Source organism: Streptomyces sp. NPDC031426 (assembly GCF_055581585.1).
On sequence record NZ_JBVIJE010000001.1, the window covers coordinates 449,821 to 466,131 of the forward strand.

General features: G+C 70.4%; 14 protein-coding genes. 7 read left to right on the forward strand and 7 right to left on the reverse strand.

Annotated features, from left to right (window positions below):
* Positions 1 to 87 precede the first annotated feature (87 nt).
* Both ACZ5NH_RS02265 and ACZ5NH_RS02270 read left to right on the forward strand, forming a co-directional pair.
* Positions 88 to 996, forward strand: a complete 909-nt coding sequence (locus tag ACZ5NH_RS02265) for an alpha/beta hydrolase (RefSeq protein ID WP_468772515.1) — start codon at positions 88 to 90, stop codon at positions 994 to 996.
* Positions 997 to 1,406: 410 nt separating this feature from the next.
* Positions 1,407 to 1,583 (forward strand): hypothetical protein, encoded by a 177-nt coding sequence (locus ACZ5NH_RS02270; RefSeq protein WP_451555316.1) that lies wholly within the window; start codon positions 1,407 to 1,409, stop codon positions 1,581 to 1,583.
* Positions 1,584 to 1,655: 72 nt separating this feature from the next.
* On the opposite strand, the gene ACZ5NH_RS02275 is transcribed toward ACZ5NH_RS02270, so the two are convergent.
* Positions 1,656 to 2,375, reverse strand: a complete 720-nt coding sequence (locus ACZ5NH_RS02275; RefSeq protein WP_468772516.1) for a hypothetical protein — start codon at positions 2,373 to 2,375, stop codon at positions 1,656 to 1,658.
* Between the two features lie 101 nt (positions 2,376 to 2,476).
* Complete coding sequence (locus tag ACZ5NH_RS02280) at positions 2,477 to 3,049, reverse strand: TetR family transcriptional regulator C-terminal domain-containing protein (RefSeq protein WP_468772517.1); 573 nt, start codon at positions 3,047 to 3,049, stop codon at positions 2,477 to 2,479.
* Positions 3,050 to 3,247: 198 nt separating this feature from the next.
* Here ACZ5NH_RS02280 and ACZ5NH_RS02285 point away from each other — a divergent pair, with 198 nt between their 5' ends.
* The 3 genes from ACZ5NH_RS02285 to ACZ5NH_RS02295 all read left to right on the forward strand — a co-directional run bounded on the left by ACZ5NH_RS02285 (position 3,248) and on the right by ACZ5NH_RS02295 (position 6,235).
* On the forward strand, positions 3,248 to 4,264 hold the full coding sequence (locus ACZ5NH_RS02285) for an alcohol dehydrogenase catalytic domain-containing protein (protein WP_468772518.1): 1,017 nt from the start codon (positions 3,248 to 3,250) through the stop codon (positions 4,262 to 4,264).
* Positions 4,265 to 4,343: 79 nt separating this feature from the next.
* Complete coding sequence (locus ACZ5NH_RS02290; protein ID WP_468772520.1) at positions 4,344 to 5,387, forward strand: TDT family transporter; 1,044 nt, start codon at positions 4,344 to 4,346, stop codon at positions 5,385 to 5,387.
* A gap of 176 nt (positions 5,388 to 5,563) precedes the next feature.
* The gene (locus ACZ5NH_RS02295; RefSeq protein WP_468772522.1) at positions 5,564 to 6,235 is read left to right on the forward strand and encodes an enoyl-CoA hydratase-related protein; all 672 of its coding nucleotides are present in this window, start codon (positions 5,564 to 5,566) and stop codon (positions 6,233 to 6,235) included.
* A gap of 124 nt (positions 6,236 to 6,359) precedes the next feature.
* Here ACZ5NH_RS02295 and ACZ5NH_RS02300 read toward each other — a convergent pair whose 3' ends face one another.
* Positions 6,360 to 6,806, reverse strand: coding sequence for a MarR family winged helix-turn-helix transcriptional regulator (locus ACZ5NH_RS02300; RefSeq protein WP_468772523.1), 447 nt, complete (start codon positions 6,804 to 6,806; stop codon positions 6,360 to 6,362).
* 110 nt (positions 6,807 to 6,916) lie between these two features.
* On the opposite strand from ACZ5NH_RS02300, the gene ACZ5NH_RS02305 reads away from it, so the two are divergent.
* On the forward strand, positions 6,917 to 7,846 hold the full coding sequence (locus ACZ5NH_RS02305) for an alpha/beta hydrolase (RefSeq protein ID WP_468772524.1): 930 nt from the start codon (positions 6,917 to 6,919) through the stop codon (positions 7,844 to 7,846).
* A gap of 231 nt (positions 7,847 to 8,077) precedes the next feature.
* Positions 8,078 to 8,359 carry a hypothetical protein gene (locus tag ACZ5NH_RS02310; protein ID WP_468772526.1) on the forward strand — a complete coding sequence of 94 codons (282 nt, stop codon included), beginning with the start codon at positions 8,078 to 8,080 and terminating at the stop codon, positions 8,357 to 8,359.
* Between the two features lie 372 nt (positions 8,360 to 8,731).
* Here the strand turns inward: ACZ5NH_RS02310 and ACZ5NH_RS02315 are convergent, their stop codons facing one another.
* The 4 genes from ACZ5NH_RS02315 to ACZ5NH_RS02330 all read right to left on the reverse strand — a co-directional run bounded on the left by ACZ5NH_RS02315 (position 8,732) and on the right by ACZ5NH_RS02330 (position 16,271).
* The gene (locus ACZ5NH_RS02315; protein ID WP_468772528.1) at positions 8,732 to 10,939 is read right to left on the reverse strand and encodes a xanthine dehydrogenase family protein molybdopterin-binding subunit; all 2,208 of its coding nucleotides are present in this window, start codon (positions 10,937 to 10,939) and stop codon (positions 8,732 to 8,734) included.
* Positions 10,936 to 11,925 (reverse strand): FAD binding domain-containing protein, encoded by a 990-nt coding sequence (locus ACZ5NH_RS02320; RefSeq protein WP_468772530.1) that lies wholly within the window; start codon positions 11,923 to 11,925, stop codon positions 10,936 to 10,938. The genes ACZ5NH_RS02315 and ACZ5NH_RS02320 overlap by 4 nt, the downstream gene beginning before the upstream one ends.
* Positions 11,912 to 12,442: a (2Fe-2S)-binding protein gene (locus tag ACZ5NH_RS02325; protein WP_468772531.1), complete on the reverse strand. Its 531-nt coding sequence runs from the start codon at positions 12,440 to 12,442 to the stop codon at positions 11,912 to 11,914. Before ACZ5NH_RS02325 ends, ACZ5NH_RS02320 begins: the two co-directional genes overlap by 14 nt.
* A gap of 208 nt (positions 12,443 to 12,650) precedes the next feature.
* The gene (locus tag ACZ5NH_RS02330) at positions 12,651 to 16,271 is read right to left on the reverse strand and encodes a hydantoinase B/oxoprolinase family protein (RefSeq protein ID WP_468772532.1); all 3,621 of its coding nucleotides are present in this window, start codon (positions 16,269 to 16,271) and stop codon (positions 12,651 to 12,653) included.
* Between the last annotated feature and the right edge of the window lie 40 nt (positions 16,272 to 16,311).

Consider the following 16,311-nt stretch of genomic DNA (forward strand, 5'->3'; position numbering starts at 1 on the left):
GATCCGTCCGCGCAGGGCGTCGTTCGTGACTTCCCAACGGAGAAGTCAAGCCGTGAGACATGGGCACAAACCCATGTGAGAGGGCGCGTGATCTCGCCTAGGTCGGCCCGCCTGACGATCGAGGCGCCGTACCAGCCGCTTCCGGTTGACCAGTCGGATGTTCGCTACGCCCATGGCCCCGACTCGGCTGTCCAGCCCGGCGTGCCTGTCGGCGAGACCATCGAGTTCGGCTGGAACCGGAGTGCGATCTACCCGGGCACGTCGCGAAAGTTTTGGGTTCACGTGCCCGCCCAGTACGACCCCGCACAGCCGACGTCGCTGATGGTGTTCCAGGACGGATGGTTGTACCTGGACCCCGAAGGAGAGGTCCGCGGTGCGATCGTCCTGGACAACCTCGTCCACCGCGGCGACATCCCGGTCACCATCGGCGTGTTCGTCGACCCTGGCGTCTTCCCCGACGCCGCGGACCCGAAGAACCGCAACACCGAGTACGACGCACTCGACGACCGGTACGCCAGTTTCCTCCTGGACGAGATCATCCCCGAGGTCACGCAGCGGTACACGATCGCCGAGGACCCTGACCGGTGGGGCATCTGCGGTGGCAGCAGCGGCGGCAACTGCTCCTTCACCGCAGCATGGCTGCGCCCGGACAAGTTCCGCCGCGTCATCGGGTACCTGTCCAGCTTCACGCAGATGCCAGGCGGCAACCCGTACCCCGAACTGATCCCCGGAACTCCCCGCAAGCCGCTGCGTATCCTTCTGCAAGCGGGCCATCGTGACCTGCGCTGGAACGAGCCCGAAGTGAACTGGCTTGCCGACAACTTGCGCGTGGCGGTCGCGCTCGCGGAAGCCGGATACGACTTCCGCCTCGTCCGGGGTGACGGCGGCCATAGCCCCAATCACGGTGGAGTCCTGCTCCCTGACGCCTTGCGCTGGTTGTGGCGGTCGGAAGATCGCCCGGACCAGCCGGTCGACCGTGGCGGGGGCACTTCGTAGGTGCGCCGGTCTCGGATCAGGGCCTGGCCGGCGAAAGCCGCGAGTCCGTCCGGGCTGTCCGACGGTTACCGAGATCGAGCGCGCCCTGTTGGCGGGGCATGCGCACACGACCTTGCGGTGGCCGGTCGCTCAACGATGATGTCATCGACACGCTGTACACGCTGATCGCCAACCCTTTCCACGGTCCGCGGGTCAGCGGCGGCGTCGACCGGGCGTCGCCGGCCACCCGGGAGTTCCCTTGTCTGGCACCGGCGGAGCACCGGCTCTGGGCCGCCGCTGCCGGCCGGCACCCTGGACGACGACGGCGCCGACCGCGGCGTCGTGTTCATCGCTGTCAACGCGCGTCTCGACCGGCAGTTCGAGTTCGTGATGTCGCAATGGTTCAACGACGGCAACTTCATCGGCCTGACGTGGAGAAGGCCCTGATTATGGGGGACAACGACGGCACGGGCATCTTCACGGTCCCTCAGCGACCCGTCCGGCGTCGTCTGCACGGCGTCGAGCGCTTTGTCACCACTCGTGGCGGGGAGTACTTGTTCCTGCCGAGTCTCAGCGCGTTGCGTTGGCTGGCCAACCTCGGCGACTGAGCCCGCCGTTGCAGCGGTACGGCGCGCGCAGCCACCAGTCGCGCTCGGCGCGCGCCACACACAGGCCCGATGTCAGGTGAACCGAGGGTTGCTGACGTCGATGGAGACCATGGTCTGTGCCAGGATCGGGCGGTTGTCCGCATCGCTCCGGTAGGCCCGGCGTTTGGTGGGCAGGCGGATCCCGTCCGCTTCCACGGTGTCGTAGACGTACTGCGCGGCGGCGAACCCGCCTGCGATGTCGACGTGATAATCATGCCGACGCAGGAGATGGTCGGGGCCGAAGTAGAAGTCCTGTTGCGTGCTGTGGCTGGCGATGTCGGGCGGGAAGGTGGCGCACAGTCCGCGCCAGAGTTCGTCTCCTTCCCGCCATGGTTCGATTTCGGTGAGGGTGAAGCCGGGCATCGACAGCAGGAAGGGCGTGGTGAGATACGTCCACAGCGCGTATCCGTTGAAGTAGGCGCGGTCCAGTGGGTCCCACGGGGTGTCGAGGCCGTGCCCGGTGAACGACCTCCGCGGTTCGTCGCGTTCGGCCACGACGCGACCGTCGAGCTTTTCGATACTGACGCGGTCGGCCGTGAAGTCGGTCTTCTGGTCGGGGGCGCCGAACGGCATCACGGAGGCGCGCTGCTCGTGCAGCCAGACGGTCATCTCCCGTGGGGTGGGATCCTGCGGCATCCCCTTGATGACGAACATGTCGCCACCGCTGACGATGGTGGCGCGAACCGTGGTGAGTGCGTTCCAGCGGTCGAGACCACCATGGGCATCGAGGACCTCTGCGAGCAACGTGTTCATGTCGGACTCCTGCTCGGTCGTGCTCGCCCGCGCCCGCCTTGCGGGCGGCGGAGCCTTGGTGTGGGTGGCGGCGCCTGCGAGTCGTGAGCGGCCGACCGCGATCAGCGCAGGAGAACGCCGAAGACCATGTGGAAGAAGGCGTCGAAGGGGGCGCGGGACTTGTCGGCCCGGGCGGCGATCAGCGTGCCCTCCCAGGCATTGAGGATGAACAGTGCGGCCTCCTCGACGTCGAGAGCGGCGTCCAGCTCACCTGCTTCTTTGGCTTCGGTGAGCATCCGCCGGATGTGCGCGGCCCACCGCTGGAAGCCGCCCTGGACGGCGGCGCGGATCTCCTCGGAGTGGTCCGCCACCTCCGCACCCAGGTTGCCCACCAGGCACCCGCGGGCGAAGCCGCTGTCGACCGTGTCGGCGCCCAGGAACTCGAAGTGCGCCCGAAGTCGCTCCAGCGCAGGGCGTCCGGGCGTGTCGAGCAGGTCGAACCGCAACCCGGCGGCGTAGCGGCTCAGTGCCTCGAGGGCGCTCTCCTCCTTGCTGGCGAAATGGTTGTAGAACGAGCCCTTGGGCGCCCCGGCCGCCGATGTGATGTCGCTGATGCCGGTGGCGTTGAAGCCCCGCGTGCGGAACTGCTCCAGGGCTGCCTGCGCGATCTCCTCGCGCTTGGACGCGCGTGCCATCCTCACCACCACCTCCGGACCAATATGTCCGGTCGCCTTGTCTCGGGTCAAACCCACGTCATGGGGGAGACCGCTCGCCACGGCTAGGCCATCGGACGTGCTTGACCAAGTTTAAAGTGACCGGTCATATTGAATAGGTCCCCGCCCCAAGCCTCGGCCCTCCCCGTGTCGGCAGAGGCAGCACCGAGGAGAAGCGTCATGTCCGCGTACAGAGCATTCGAGGCCAGCGGAGTCCACCAGCTCCGGCTCGTCGAGCGCGAGCTGGTCGACCCGGAGCCCGGGCACGTGCGCCTCAAGGTGGAGGCGTGCGGTGTCTGCCACTCCGACGTGCTGGCCGTGGAGGGACTGCGCCCCGACCCGTCACGCCCCGTCGTCCCCGGCCACGAGATCGTCGGTGTGATCGATGCCGTGGGCGCGGGCGTCGCCGCCTGGCAGCCCGGCGACCGCGTCGGCGTCGGCTTCCTGAACGGGCACTGCTGGGAGTGCGAACCGTGCCGCCGCGGCGACTTCGTCAACTGCCTCAACCAGGAGCAGACGGGCACCACCATCGACGGCGGATACGCGGAGGTGACCTACGCCCGTGCGAGCGGACTGGTGCGCCTTTCCGACGGCATGCCCGCCGTAGAGGCGGCCCCGCTGCTGTGCGCCGGGCTGACCACCTTCACCGCGCTCCAGCAGGCCCCCACCCGCGCGGGTGCCCTGGTCGCCGTGCAGGGGATCGGCGGGCTGGGGCACCTGGCCGTGCAGTACGCCCGCAGCCTCGGATACCGTGTGGCCGCCATCGCCCGCGGCCAGGAGAAGGAGAAGCTCGCCAGGGAACTGGGTGCCCACGAGTACATCGACAGCACCGGCACCGACCCCGGCACGGCGCTTGCCGACCTGGGCGGCGCATCGCTCATCGTCGCCACCGCATCCAGCGGTACGTCCATGAACCCCCTGGTCCGCGGACTGGCCCCGGGCGGCAGCCTGGTCGTGGTCGGCGCCGCCCCGGACCCGCTGACGGTGGCCACGGCCGACCTGATCTTCGGCACCCGCCGCATCGTCGGCAGCCTGACCGGATCGTCGATCCAGAACGAGGACAACCTCGCCTTCACCCTCGCCCACGGCATCCGCCCCTCCACCGAGACCATGCCGTTCACCCAGGCGATGGAGGCCTACGAGCGGATGCTCTCGGGCAAGGCACGCTTCCGCGTCGTCCTGGACATGGACGCCTGACCACGCCACGACCTGCGCCTGCGCCGCCGGGCAGGCGGCTCCAGGCCCGCGCCCTCGGCAATCCCCTTGAGGTTCCCCCATGACCGACATGGTCGACACGACAGAGCACACCAGTACGGCCCCGCGCGGCAGCGGACCTGCGCGCCCAGCCGCCGACATCGTCTCCGACGTCAACGTGCCCCATGCGACCCGCGCCGCACGGATCAGGCTGCTGTCCGTCTCCCTCGGCACCGCCGGCCTCGGCGGAGCCTGGCAGGCGGCGGCGACCACCGTCCCGGTGGCGCCCCAAGTCAGCGACGCCCTGTTCACCGTCAGCGGCCTGATCTGGCTGGTGTTGCTGGCCCAGTACCTGCGCCACGGCGGCACCCGCTGGCGCAACCTGCGCCATGACCTGCGTCACCCCGGCGATGGTTTCACCCTTGGATACGTGCCCATCATCGGCATGCTGATCGCAGGCCACTTCTCGCGGTACGGGATCACAGGCCCACGATGGGCCTACGCCGTGTTCGTCAGCGTGGCCGCCCTCATCGCCGCACGCCTGCTCGCCCACTGGCTCACTGGTGCCCTGAGCGCGACGGCCCTGCACCCGGGCTACCTGCTGCCGGTCTCCTCCGCACCGTTCGTGGCGAGTGCCGTCGCCTCCACGCTCAGGCTGCCCGGTGTCGCCGACGCCGCCTTCGCGGTGGGGCTGCTGTACTGGCTCGCCTTCGGCACCGTCATCCTCGGCAGCCTCGTCACCGGTGGCCCCCTGCCCGGTCCCGCCCGCCCGGCCCTCACCGTCCTGACCATCCCACCGGCGACCGGCGGAATCGCCTGGACCGCCGCTCACAAGGGCGTCTTCGACGCCGTCGGCTACGGCTTCGCCGGGATCCTGCTCTTCACCGTCCTGCTCGTCGTCTTCCTCCTCCCCGAGCTGCGCCAGCCCTCGTTCCATCCGGGCCTGTGGATCTTCAGCTTCCCCATAGCGGCGTCCACCAATTTCGCCATCCGCTGGATCCATGCGAGCGCACTTCCCGGAGGGTCGGCCCTCACCGGCGTCCTCCTTGCCGGCGCGACCGTGGCGCTGGGCCTGCTGGCCGCGGCCACCCTGCACCACCGGGCCCGGCGAGCACTTCCCAGCTGACTTCCGCTCCGGCGGCGGAGAGACGCCCGCCGGAGGCATCGCCTCCTTCCTCGAACGCCGACCGGCCCGGTGCACCGGAGGGTGACAGCCCGCCGCCTCGGTTTGCGGCCCCAGCAGACCCCGACGCCGCCCGACTCATGTGCTCTGCCCCATCGATATGCCGGCAAGGAGCCGCCATGCCCACGCTCGACCGCCACGACGCCGTCTTCGTTCTCGACCTCGGTGACGGGGAGAACCGCTTCCACCCCGACTGGATCGCCTCGGTCGACGCAGCCCTGGACGAGGTGGAGAAGTCGGAAGGCCCCTGCGCCCTGGTGACCGCAGCGAGCGGGAAGTTCTACTCCAACGGTCTCGATCTCGAATGGCTCGCTGCGCACGGCGACGAGCACCTGGACTACGTCATTTCCGTCCACGGTCTGTTCGCAAGGTTCCTGTCCCTCCCGCTGATCACCGTGGCCGCGCTGCAGGGACACACGTTCGCCGCCGCAGCGATGTTCTCCCTGGCCCATGACTTCCGTCTGATGCGCGCCGACCGGGGCTTCTGGTGCCTGCCCGAGGCGGAGATCAACATCCCCTTCACGCCGGGCATGTCCGCCCTCATCCAGGCCCGGCTGACCCCGCAAACGGCCCAGCACGCCATGGTGTCCGCCCGTCGTTTCGGCGGCCAGGAAGCCGCCGCCGCCGGAATCGTCGATCAGGCCGTGGACGAGGGCACCCTGCGCACTGCCGCCCTCGAACTTGCCCAGGCCCACGCGAGCAAGGCGGGCGACACTCTGGGAACCATCAAGACGCGCATGTACGCCCCCGTCCTCACCATGCTCCGCGACACGACCAACCCGCTGGGCTGACGCCGTGCCGGCGGCGGTCGCCGGCCCGGGGTGGGGCATGAAGACTGCCAAACCTCTTCCTGGCCGGTGATCGCCACCGTGCGGATGCGTCGCGGCGAACTCCCGCGGCGCCCCCGAATTCCCCTCATCCCGGCCGGCCGTGGGAGCCCGCTTCGAGGGTTGCGCGAAGGATGGCCAGGGCTGAGGCGATGCGGGCCAGGTCGTCGGGGGGAACCGCCGTGGTCAGTGAGATGAGCTCGCTTTCGACAATGGGGCGGGAAGCGGACAACTGCTTCTCACCCGCGGATGTGAGGCGGAGGACGGACGAGCGGCGGTCCTGGGGGTGCGCGACCCGCAGGCACCAGCCCGCAGCCACCAGCCGGTCGACCGCCTTGCTGACGGCCCCCACGGTGATCGCCAGTTCGCCGACGATGTCGAGCACGCGGCACCCCGGCACGCGGTCGATGATCTCCAAAAGCTCGAACTGTCCCAGCCCCAGCCCTTGTTCGGCGCGCAACCGGGCGCTCACCGCGTTGTAGAGCCGGGTCTCGACGCGGACCAGATCGGTGAAGATCGGAGTGATATGGCTCACGTTGGCCTTTCAGTAGATTCCTGGGAATCATCTTCCTTGGAATCCGGTTGGGGTCAGGCAGGTGGATTCCAAGGAATCCATCCTCGCACCCCGACCCCTGGAGGCCCCGTATGTCCCGACAGCAGCGCGACGCCCTGGACGCCATACTCCGTTCCGCCCCTCGCAGCAACATACGGCCCACTCCCGAGGAGCAGCGCAGCGGTTTCACCGCGGCTGTCACCCGCCCCGCACCGGAGGGCGTGGTCACCCGCAGGACCGTCCTGGGCGGGCGGCCGACCCTGGAGCTGGAGCCGGCCGAAGCCTCCGGCCGCGGCCGACTGCTCTACCTGCACGGTGGCGGATACGTCATCGGCTCACCGGACACCCACGCAGGGCTGGTCGGTGAACTGGCCCGCCGCGCCGGGCTGCGCGCGACGTCGGTGGATTACCGGCTGGCGCCCGAGCACCTTTTCCCCGCGGCTGTCGACGACGGGCTCGCGGCCTACCGCGAGCTGCTGGCGTCGGGCACCGACCCACGGGACCTCGTCATGGCCGGTGACTCCGCCGGTGGCGGATTGAGCATCGCCACGCTGCTCGCCGCCCGGGAGGCCGGGCTGCCGCAACCAGCCGCCGTGGTCGTCTTCTCCCCCTGGGCCGACCTCACCCTCACTGGAGGAAGCATCCGTTCCAAGGAGAGCGCCGACCCCATTTTCACAGAGGCCGACGTACGCGCCTACGCCGATCACTACGTCGGCGCAGGCGACAGGGCGCATCCCCTGGCCAGTCCGGTGTTCGCCGACCTCACCGGACTGCCCCCACTCCTCGTGCAGGTCGGAGCGAACGAGGTGCTCCTCGACGACGCGGTCCGGCTGGCCGGCCGCGCGGGCGCCGACGGCGTCGAGGTCACGCTCGAAGTCGGCCCCGGCCTCCCTCACGTCTTCCAACACCACTACGGCCGCCTCGACGAGGCGGACGCCGCACTCGACCGCGCAGCCCGCTTCCTCACCGCCCACCTGAGCGCCGGACGCCCGGGCGCAGACCATCGCGAACCGGCCCACTGACACCGACCCGTGGACCACTTCGCGTCTGCGCGTCCTTCGCCGGTAGGGAGTCACACCGATGTCGGAAGGCCCATGAGCGCGAGTTTGGCAGGGTCGGCAGATCGGCGCGATCAACCTGGAGATCGCGCTGACCAACTTCTTCAACCGGATCAGCCGCACCATCAAAAACCGGCCGGCAAGACGGCTTCACGTCGGTCCCCTACTGCCGCGCTCGACGTCCCACGCCACATCGTGGAGTTCCTCGCCCGGTGGCCGGCCGCCCATCGGCGCGGGATCGGCACGCCGAGGGGCTCTCGCGCCCTGGGCCCGTTCCGCCAGGCGGCGCCGGCCGCCCAAGCTCCTGATCTGCACGAGGAGTTGGACCTCTGCCGCGCTCAGTTCCTGGCCGCGCCGGGCGGCACCCGGTTGTGGGTCTCCGACGTCGAGCCGGGTTCCACCCCGGACATCACCTCGGCCCGTATCCACGTGCTGCCTGCGCTGTACACCGAGGAACCCGCGCCACGAATGCGCTGATCAGACACGTGAGGGCGCGCGGCGAGCGGACCGCGGCGGAACTGAAGGAACGCCGGCGAACCCTCAAGCAAGTCACCCTCAGCCTCAGCAGAATCGGCGACATGGCCCGCGCCGCACTCGTTCTCAACGGGCACGGGAAATCGTCTTCACTGAGAAAACCTCACTGCCCCCCCCCACGTGATGGCGGCTGCTGCAGGCACGTCAGCCGCGACGACGGGGAATGGGCACCCGGCGTCGTCGGCGAGCATCGCGAGTTCGGTGATCGCGTTGACGTCGCTGTGGCCGGTGACGGCCGCCTGCCGGCGGTGGGTTCCCGAGGGCGGTGTGTGCAGATCGGGCGGCTTCGACGTCTGGCGCGTGCTCGACGGCCGCTCACAGCACGGCGTCGAGTGTGATCGGCAGATCGCGGATGCGCTTGCCGGTTGCGTGGTACACGGCGTTGGCGATCGCGGGTGCGATGCCGACCAGGCCGACCTCGCCGACGCCTTTGGTGCCGGTGGCGGTACCGCGATCCGGCTCGCCGACGAAGACCACGTCCAGGTCCGGGACGTCGGCGTTGACCGCGACCAGGTAGTCGGCGAACGTGCCGTTGGCGATGCGCCCGGTGCGCGGGTCGGTGACCGTGTCCTCGAACAGGGCCATGCCGATGCCGCCGACCGTCCCGCCGATGATCTGGCTCCGCGCCGTCTTCTCGTTGAGGATGCGGCCACCGTCGATCGCGGAGACCACCCGCGCCACCCGGATCAGGCCGAGGTCCGCGTCGACCCGGACCTCCACGAACTTCGCGCCGTACGCGCCGGCGAGGGACATGCCCAGCTCGGTGGGGACCGGCGGCGTGCTGTTCCCGTTCGCCGTGAGCTCGGACAGCCCGTGCCGGGCGAGGATGTCGGCGTACGGCTCCCCGAGGTCGGGGCGGCCCGCGGGATGGACCCTCCCGTCGGTGCACTCCACGTCGTCCGGGGAGCAGCCCAACAGGGGCGAGTCGGCGTCGGCGCAGGCCAGTTCGGCGAACGAGCGGACCAGTCGCCGGCAGGCGTCGTGCACCGCGTTGCCCAGCGCGCCGGTGAGGCCGGAGCCGCCCGCCATCATCGAGTTGGGCATGTCGGAGTCGCCCAGGTCGAAGCGGACCCGGTCCAGGGACAGGCCCAGCTCCTCTGCGGTGAGTTGGGCCATGACGGTGTACGTGCCGGTGCCGATGTCTGTCGCCGCACTGCGTACCAGAGCGCTGCCGTCCCTGTTGACGGTGGCCTGCGCCGCGCAGGGCTGGGCGAAATAGGGGAACCAGGCGCTCGCCATGCCGTAGCCGACGAGCCAGTTGCCGTCACGCATGGAGCACGGCTCGGGATTGCGGTCGAACCAGCCGAAGCGTCGCGCGCCGACCTCGTAGCACTCCAGCAGCGACTTGCCGGACCAGGGCAGCCCGTTGCGCGGGTCGACGTCGGTGTGGTTGCGCAGCCGCAGCTCCAGGGGATCCATGCGCAGTTGGCGGGCCAGCTCATCGAGCGCGGACTCCAGCGCGAAGTTGCCCTGCGCCTCGGCCGGGGCGCGCATGGACGTCGGCACGGCGATGTTGAGCCGGGCCTGCCGGTCCTGTGTGATCACGTGGGGGCACCGGTAGGCGAAGGCGCTTCCCGACGAGAACGGCTCGTAGTCGGTGTCCTCCATGCTCAGGGAGCTGAGACTGCGGTGGTCCAGGGCGACCAGTGCGCCATCGCGCGTGGCACCTACGTTCAGCCACTGCACCCCATTGGGCCGGTGCCCGATGGAGGTGAACATCTGCGGCCGGGTCAGCACCAGCTTGACCGGTCGCTTGATCATCCGGGCGGCCATCGCGGTGAGGACCACATGCGGCCACGCGCGCAGCCCGGCGCCGAAGCCCCCGCCGACGTAGGGGACCAGGACCCGTACCGCGCTCTCGGGGATACCGAAGACCGTGGCCAGGGTGGTGCGCACCATCGACGGCCACTGGCTGGTGTCGTGGACGGTGAGGGTGTCGCCCTCCCACACGGCCAGGGTGGCGAACAGGCCGAGCGGGTTGTTGGTGTTGTCCGCCGTGGTGTACGTGGCCCGGAGGGTCACCTCCGCGGACTCCAGCGCGGCGGCGGTGTCGCCGCGCGAGGTGTCCGTGCCCCACGGGTCGACGAGCTGTTCGGCCCGCGGGTCCTGGAGGTCCAGCAGCGGCTCCGTGGCGTCGTAGTCGGCCCGCACCAGCCGCGCCGCGGCGGTCGCCTGCTCCGGGGTGTCGGCCACCACGAAGGCGATGTGCTGCCCGTGGTGGACGATCCGGTCGTTGCGCAGCGGTGCGGGAGGCGAGGCTCCGAGGGCCGTCACTGGGCCCGTCCCGACCTTCGGCACGTTCTCGTGGGTCAGTACGGTGATCACCCCGGGGGCGCCCTCGGCCGCGTCGGTGTGCATGCGGACGATCCGGCCCGCGGCGACGGTGCTCTGCACCAGGGCACCGTAGGCCTGGCCCGGGACGCTGAAGTCCATCGGGTACGGGGCGGTGCCGGTGACCTTGCGCGGGCCGTCGACCCGGTTGACGCCCGCGCCGACCCGCGCCCTGCTTTCCACGGTGCTCATGCGGTCACTCCTGAGACGGTCTGCAGCTCGCGCACCAGGGTGCGCCGGGCGAGCGGGACCTTGAACGCGGTTCCGGGGACGGTGAAGGCATCGTGCATCGTCGCCTCGGCCGCGTCCTGGAACGTGGCCGTCGTGGCGCACGCGCCGGTCAGCACCTGCTCGGCCTCGTAGGCCCGCCAGGGTTTCGTGCCCACGCCGCCAAGGCCCACCCGGGCCTGACGGATCGTGCCGTCCTCCACGACGAGCAGCACCGCGGCCGAGGCGAGGGCGAACTCGTACGATGCCCGGTCGCGGACCTTGAGATAGCCCGACCGGGCGGCCGGCGGCGGGAGCGGGATCTCGACCTCGGTGATCAGCTCGGCGTGCTCCAGGACGTTCTCGCGCTGGGGGCTGTCGTCGGCCGTCAGGTAGAAGTCCGTCAGCGGCACGGTGCGGGCCTGCGACAGCCCCTGGATGTGCACGACCGCGTCGAGCGCCACCAGGGCGACGGCCAGGTCGGACGCATGCAGCGCGATGCACTGCTCGCTCGCGCCGAGCACGGCGTGCATCCGTGCCGCGCCCTGCACCGCGGCACAGCCGGAACCCGGCGTGCGCTTGTTGCATGCGCCGACCGTGGGGTCGCGGAAGTAGCGGCAGCGGGTGCGCTGCAGCAGGTTGCCGCCGATGGTGGCCATGTTGCGCAGCTGCACCGATGCGCCCAGCAGGAGGGACTCGCGCACCATGGGCAGGCGCTCGGTCACCGTGGCGTCGGCGGCCAGTTCCTCCATGGTGGCCAGGGCGCCCACGTGGAGGGTCTCGCGGCGTCGTTCGATGCCGTGCAGCGGGAGCCGGGTGATGTCGATCAGCCGCGGCGGCTCCAGCACTCCGTCCTTCATCAGGTCGAGCTGTGTCGTGCCGCCTGCGAGGCAGGATGCCGCGGGATCCTCCGCCAGCAACCGCACCGCCTCGCGGGTGTCGGTGGCCCTGACGTAGTCAAAGGCGCGCATCGCGACCTCCCCGGGAGGCCGCCTCGCGTATCGCGGCGACGATGTTCGGATAGGCACCGCACCGGCACAGATTTCCGCTCATGAACTCCCGGATCTCCTCGTCCGAGCCGGCCCGGCCTTCGGCCAGGAGCGCCACCGCGGACATGATCTGCCCCGGCGTACAGAAGCCGCACTGGAAGGCGTCGTGCTCCATGAACGCCTGCTGCACCGGGTGCGGGCCGTCGGCGCCGGCGATGCCCTCGATGGTGGTGATCGCCCGGCCCTCCGCCTGCGCCGCCAGGGTCAGACAGGCCAGCACCCTGCGGCCGTCCACGTGGACGGTGCATGCGCCGCAGGCGCCCTGGTCACAGCCCTTCTTGGTACCCACCAGGCCCAGCCGTTCCCGCAGGGCGTCCAGCAAGGTGACCCGCGTGTCCATGCGCAGTGCGTACGACCGTCCGTTCACCGTGAGCGTCATGACCCGCTCCGGGGCCACGGGCCGCTCACCCGCGTCCCGCCTGCTCGCCACGTCCGTCATCGCGTCCTCCTCCGGACGGGTCGCACACGGCTCCAGCCCCACCCGCGGCGCAGACCCGGTGAGCCGATTCGACACTTTTGGGAAGATTGACCACTTCGCTTCACGATATAAGCCAGACGGGTGATCGGCATGCGCTCCGATCCCGAAAGGCCCGGGGCGCGCGGGCGACCTGAACCTCCTCCTCGCGGCGGTCCCGAGCATCCGATCGTCACTGAGCGGGCGCGATGCCGTCGGTGGGTCCGTATCCGCCCCCGCCGGGGGTGCGGATCACCAGGAGATCGCCGCTCGCGACGTCCGCCGTGTCGCAGCCGCGCAGTCGATGGGTGCTGCCGTCGGCGCGTTCGATCAGGTTCTCGCCGAGGGCGCCGGGTTCGCCGCCGGCCATGCCGTAGGGCGGGACGCGGCGGTGACCGGAGACGACCGCGACCGTCATCGGCTCGGCGAATCGGATCCGGCGCTCCACCCCGCACCCGCCGTGCCGGCGGCCGTCGCCGCCGCTGCCCTCGCGGATGCGGAACTCCTCCACACGCACCGGGTAGCGCCACTCCAGGATCTCGGGGTCGGTCAGGCGGGAGTTGGTCATGTGGGTCTGCACGGCATCCGCGCCGTCGAAGTCCTCGCCCGCGCCGGCGCCGGAGGCGACGGTCTCGTAGTACTGGAAGCGATCGTTGCCGAAGGAGACGTTGTTCATCGTGCCGGAGCCCTCGGCCTGGGCGCCCAGCACGGCGTACAGGGCACCGGTGACGGCCTGGGAGGTCTCGACGTTTCCGGCGACGGTGGCGGCCGGATAGGCGGGGGAGAGCATGCAGCCGGCGGGGATGCGGACGTCGAGGGGCTTCAGGCAGCCGCTGTTGAGCGGGATGTCGTCGGCGACGAGGGTGCGGAAGACGTACAGCACCGCTGCCATGACGACGGAGGTGGGTGCGTTCAGGTTGCCGGGCTGCTGGGGTGAGGTGCCGGTGAAGTCCAGTAGGGCGCTGCGCTGTTCGCGGTCGATGTGCAGGGCGACCTGGATGACGGCGCCGTTGTCGGTCTCGTAGCGGTGCTCGCCGTCGTCGAGGGTGGCGATGATGCGGCGTACGCATTCCTCGGCGTTGTCCTGGACGTGGCGCATGTAGGCGTGGACGACGTCGAGGCCGAACTGGTCGATGACCCGGCGTAGTTCGTGGATACCCTTCTCGTTGGCGGCGATCTGGGCGCGCAGGTCGGCGAGGTTGGTGTCCGGGTCGCGTGAGGGGAAGCGGGCGCTGGTGAGCAGGTGGCGGGTCTCGTCCTCGCGGAAGTGTCCGTCGCGTACCAGCAGCCAGTTGTCGAAGAGCACGCCCTCCTCGTCGATGACGGTGCTGAACGCGGGCATGGATCCGGGGCTGATGCCGCCGATCTCGGCGTGGTGGCCGCGCGAGGCCACCAGGAAGAGGAGCTGTTCGCCCGCCTCGTCGAAGACCGGGGTGACGACGGTGATGTCGGGCAGGTGGGTGCCGCCGTGGTACGGGTCGTTGATGGCGTAGACGTCGCCGGGCCGGATCGATCCCTGGTTGCGGCGCTGAACCTCCTTGATGGACTCGCCCATGGAGCCCAGGTGTACGGGGATGTGGGGCGCGTTGGCGATGAGGCTGCCGTCGGGGGCGAAGAGTGCGCAGGAGAAGTCGAGGCGCTCCTTGATGTTGACCGAGTGGGCGGTGCTCTCCAGCCGTACACCCATCTGCTCGGCGATGGACATGAACAGGTTGTTGAAGACCTCCAGCATCACCGGGTCGACGGTGGTGCCGACGGCCGTACGGGACGGGCGGGGGCGGGAGCGGGTGAGGACCAGGTCGCCGTGCTCGTCGGCCGCGGCCCGCCAGCCGGGGTCGACGACGGTGGTCGCGTCCGCCTCGGCGATGATCGCCGGGCCCTCGACGCTGTCACCGAGGCGCAGGTCCCGGCGTCGGTACAGCCCGGTGGGCTGCCAGCGGTCCTCGGTGAACATCCGTACGGTGTCGGCCGCTTGCAGTGCGCCTGTCTGCGGCGGCGGGACGGTCGGCGTGGCGGTGCGCGGTCCGGAGGAACCGGTGGCCTCGACCTCGATGGCCTCGACGACCAGCGGCTTGCTCATGGTGAAGCCGTAGCGGTCGCGGTGGTCGTGTTCGAAGCGGGCCCGCATGTCGTCGGCCGGGGCCAGCGGCACGGGCAGCGAGAAGTCGGTGCCCTCGTAGCGCAGCAGGGCGCGGGCGGCCGTGCGGACGGTGGCGTCCGGCACACCGTCCTCGCGCAGTTGGGTGCGCGCCTGTTCCTCCAGCTCCGTGCGGACGGCCTGGACGCGGGCTGCCGTCTCCGGCCGGTCGAGGGCGGCCTCGACCGAGGCTTCGCGCAGCGCGACCGCGTCCGCCACCCCGATGCCGTACGCGGACAGCACTCCGGCGAGCGGCGGGACCAGAACGGTGTCGATGCCGAGCCGGTCGGCGACCGCGCAGGCGTGCTGGCCGCCCGCGCCGCCGAAGGCGACCAGCGCGTAGCGGGTGATGTCGCGGCCGCGCTGTACGGAGATCCTCTTCACCGCGTTCGCGATGTTGAGCACGGCGATGTCGAGGAATCCCGCCGCGACCTCCTCCGGGCTGCGGCGCTTTCCGGTCGCTGCGGCGGTCTGCTCGGCCAGCTCGGTGAACCGGACACGGACCGCGGCCTCGTCCAGCGGCTGGTTGCCGTCCTTGCCGAACACCCGGGGGAAGAAGGCGGGTTGGATGCGGCCGACCATGACGTTGGCGTCGGTGACGGTCAGCGGACCGCCGCGCCGGTAGCAGACCGGTCCGGGGTCGGCGCCGGCCGAGTCCGGGCCGACGCGGTAGCGCATCCCGTCGAAGTGCAGGATCGAGCCACCGCCCGCGGCGACGGTGTGGATGTCCGTCATCGGCGCCCGCATCCGCACTCCGGCCACCTGCGTGCCCAGGACCCGTTCGATCTCGCCCGCGTAGTGGGACACATCGGTAGAAGTGCCGCCCATGTCGAAGCCGATCGCCCTGACGTGGCCCGCTCCGGTGGCGGCGCGCGCCATGCCCACGACCCCACCCGCCGGTCCGGACAGCACGGCGTCCTTGCCCCGGAAGCGGCCCGCCTCGCGCAGGCCGCCCCCGGACTGCATGAACATCAGCCGTACGCCGTTCAGCTCGGCGGCCACCTGGTCCACATAGCGGCGCAGGATGGGGGAGAGGTAGGCGTCGACCACGGTCGTGTCGCCTCGCGGTACCAGCTTGATCAGCGGGCTGACCTCGTGCGAGCAGCTGACCTGCTGATAGCCGATGGCGCGGGCCGCCTCGGCGACGGCCGCCTCGTGCGCGGAATGGCGGTAGCCGTGCAGGAAGACGACCGCGGCGCTGCGGAATCCGTCCGCGTACGCCGCGGCCAGCGCCTCGCGCGCGGCGTCCAGGTCGAGCGGACGGACGAGTTCGCCGTGTGCGCCCACCCGCTCCTCCACCTCGATCACCCGGTCGTACAGCGCCTCCGGAAGCAGGATGCGCCGGTCGAAGATGCGGGGGCGGTTCTGGTAGGCGATGCGCAGGGCGTCCCTGAAGCCCCGGGTGACGACCAGGACGGTCGGCTCACCGGTGTGTGTCAGCAGCGCGTTGGTGGCGACGGTGGTGCCCATCTTCACCACCTCGATCCGGTCGCCCGGAATCGGCTCGTCCGCCTCCAGGTCCAGCATCTGGCGGATACCGGCGACCGCCGCGTCCCGGTACGCCTCCGGCTGCTCGGACAGCAGCTTGCGGCTGACCAGCTCGGAATCCGGTGTCACCGCCACGACATCGGTGAAGGTGCCACCACGGTCGATCCAGAACTGCCAGCGACCGGTCATGCACCCATTGTGCGCTCTGGACCTGCTCCGCCGCACAGCC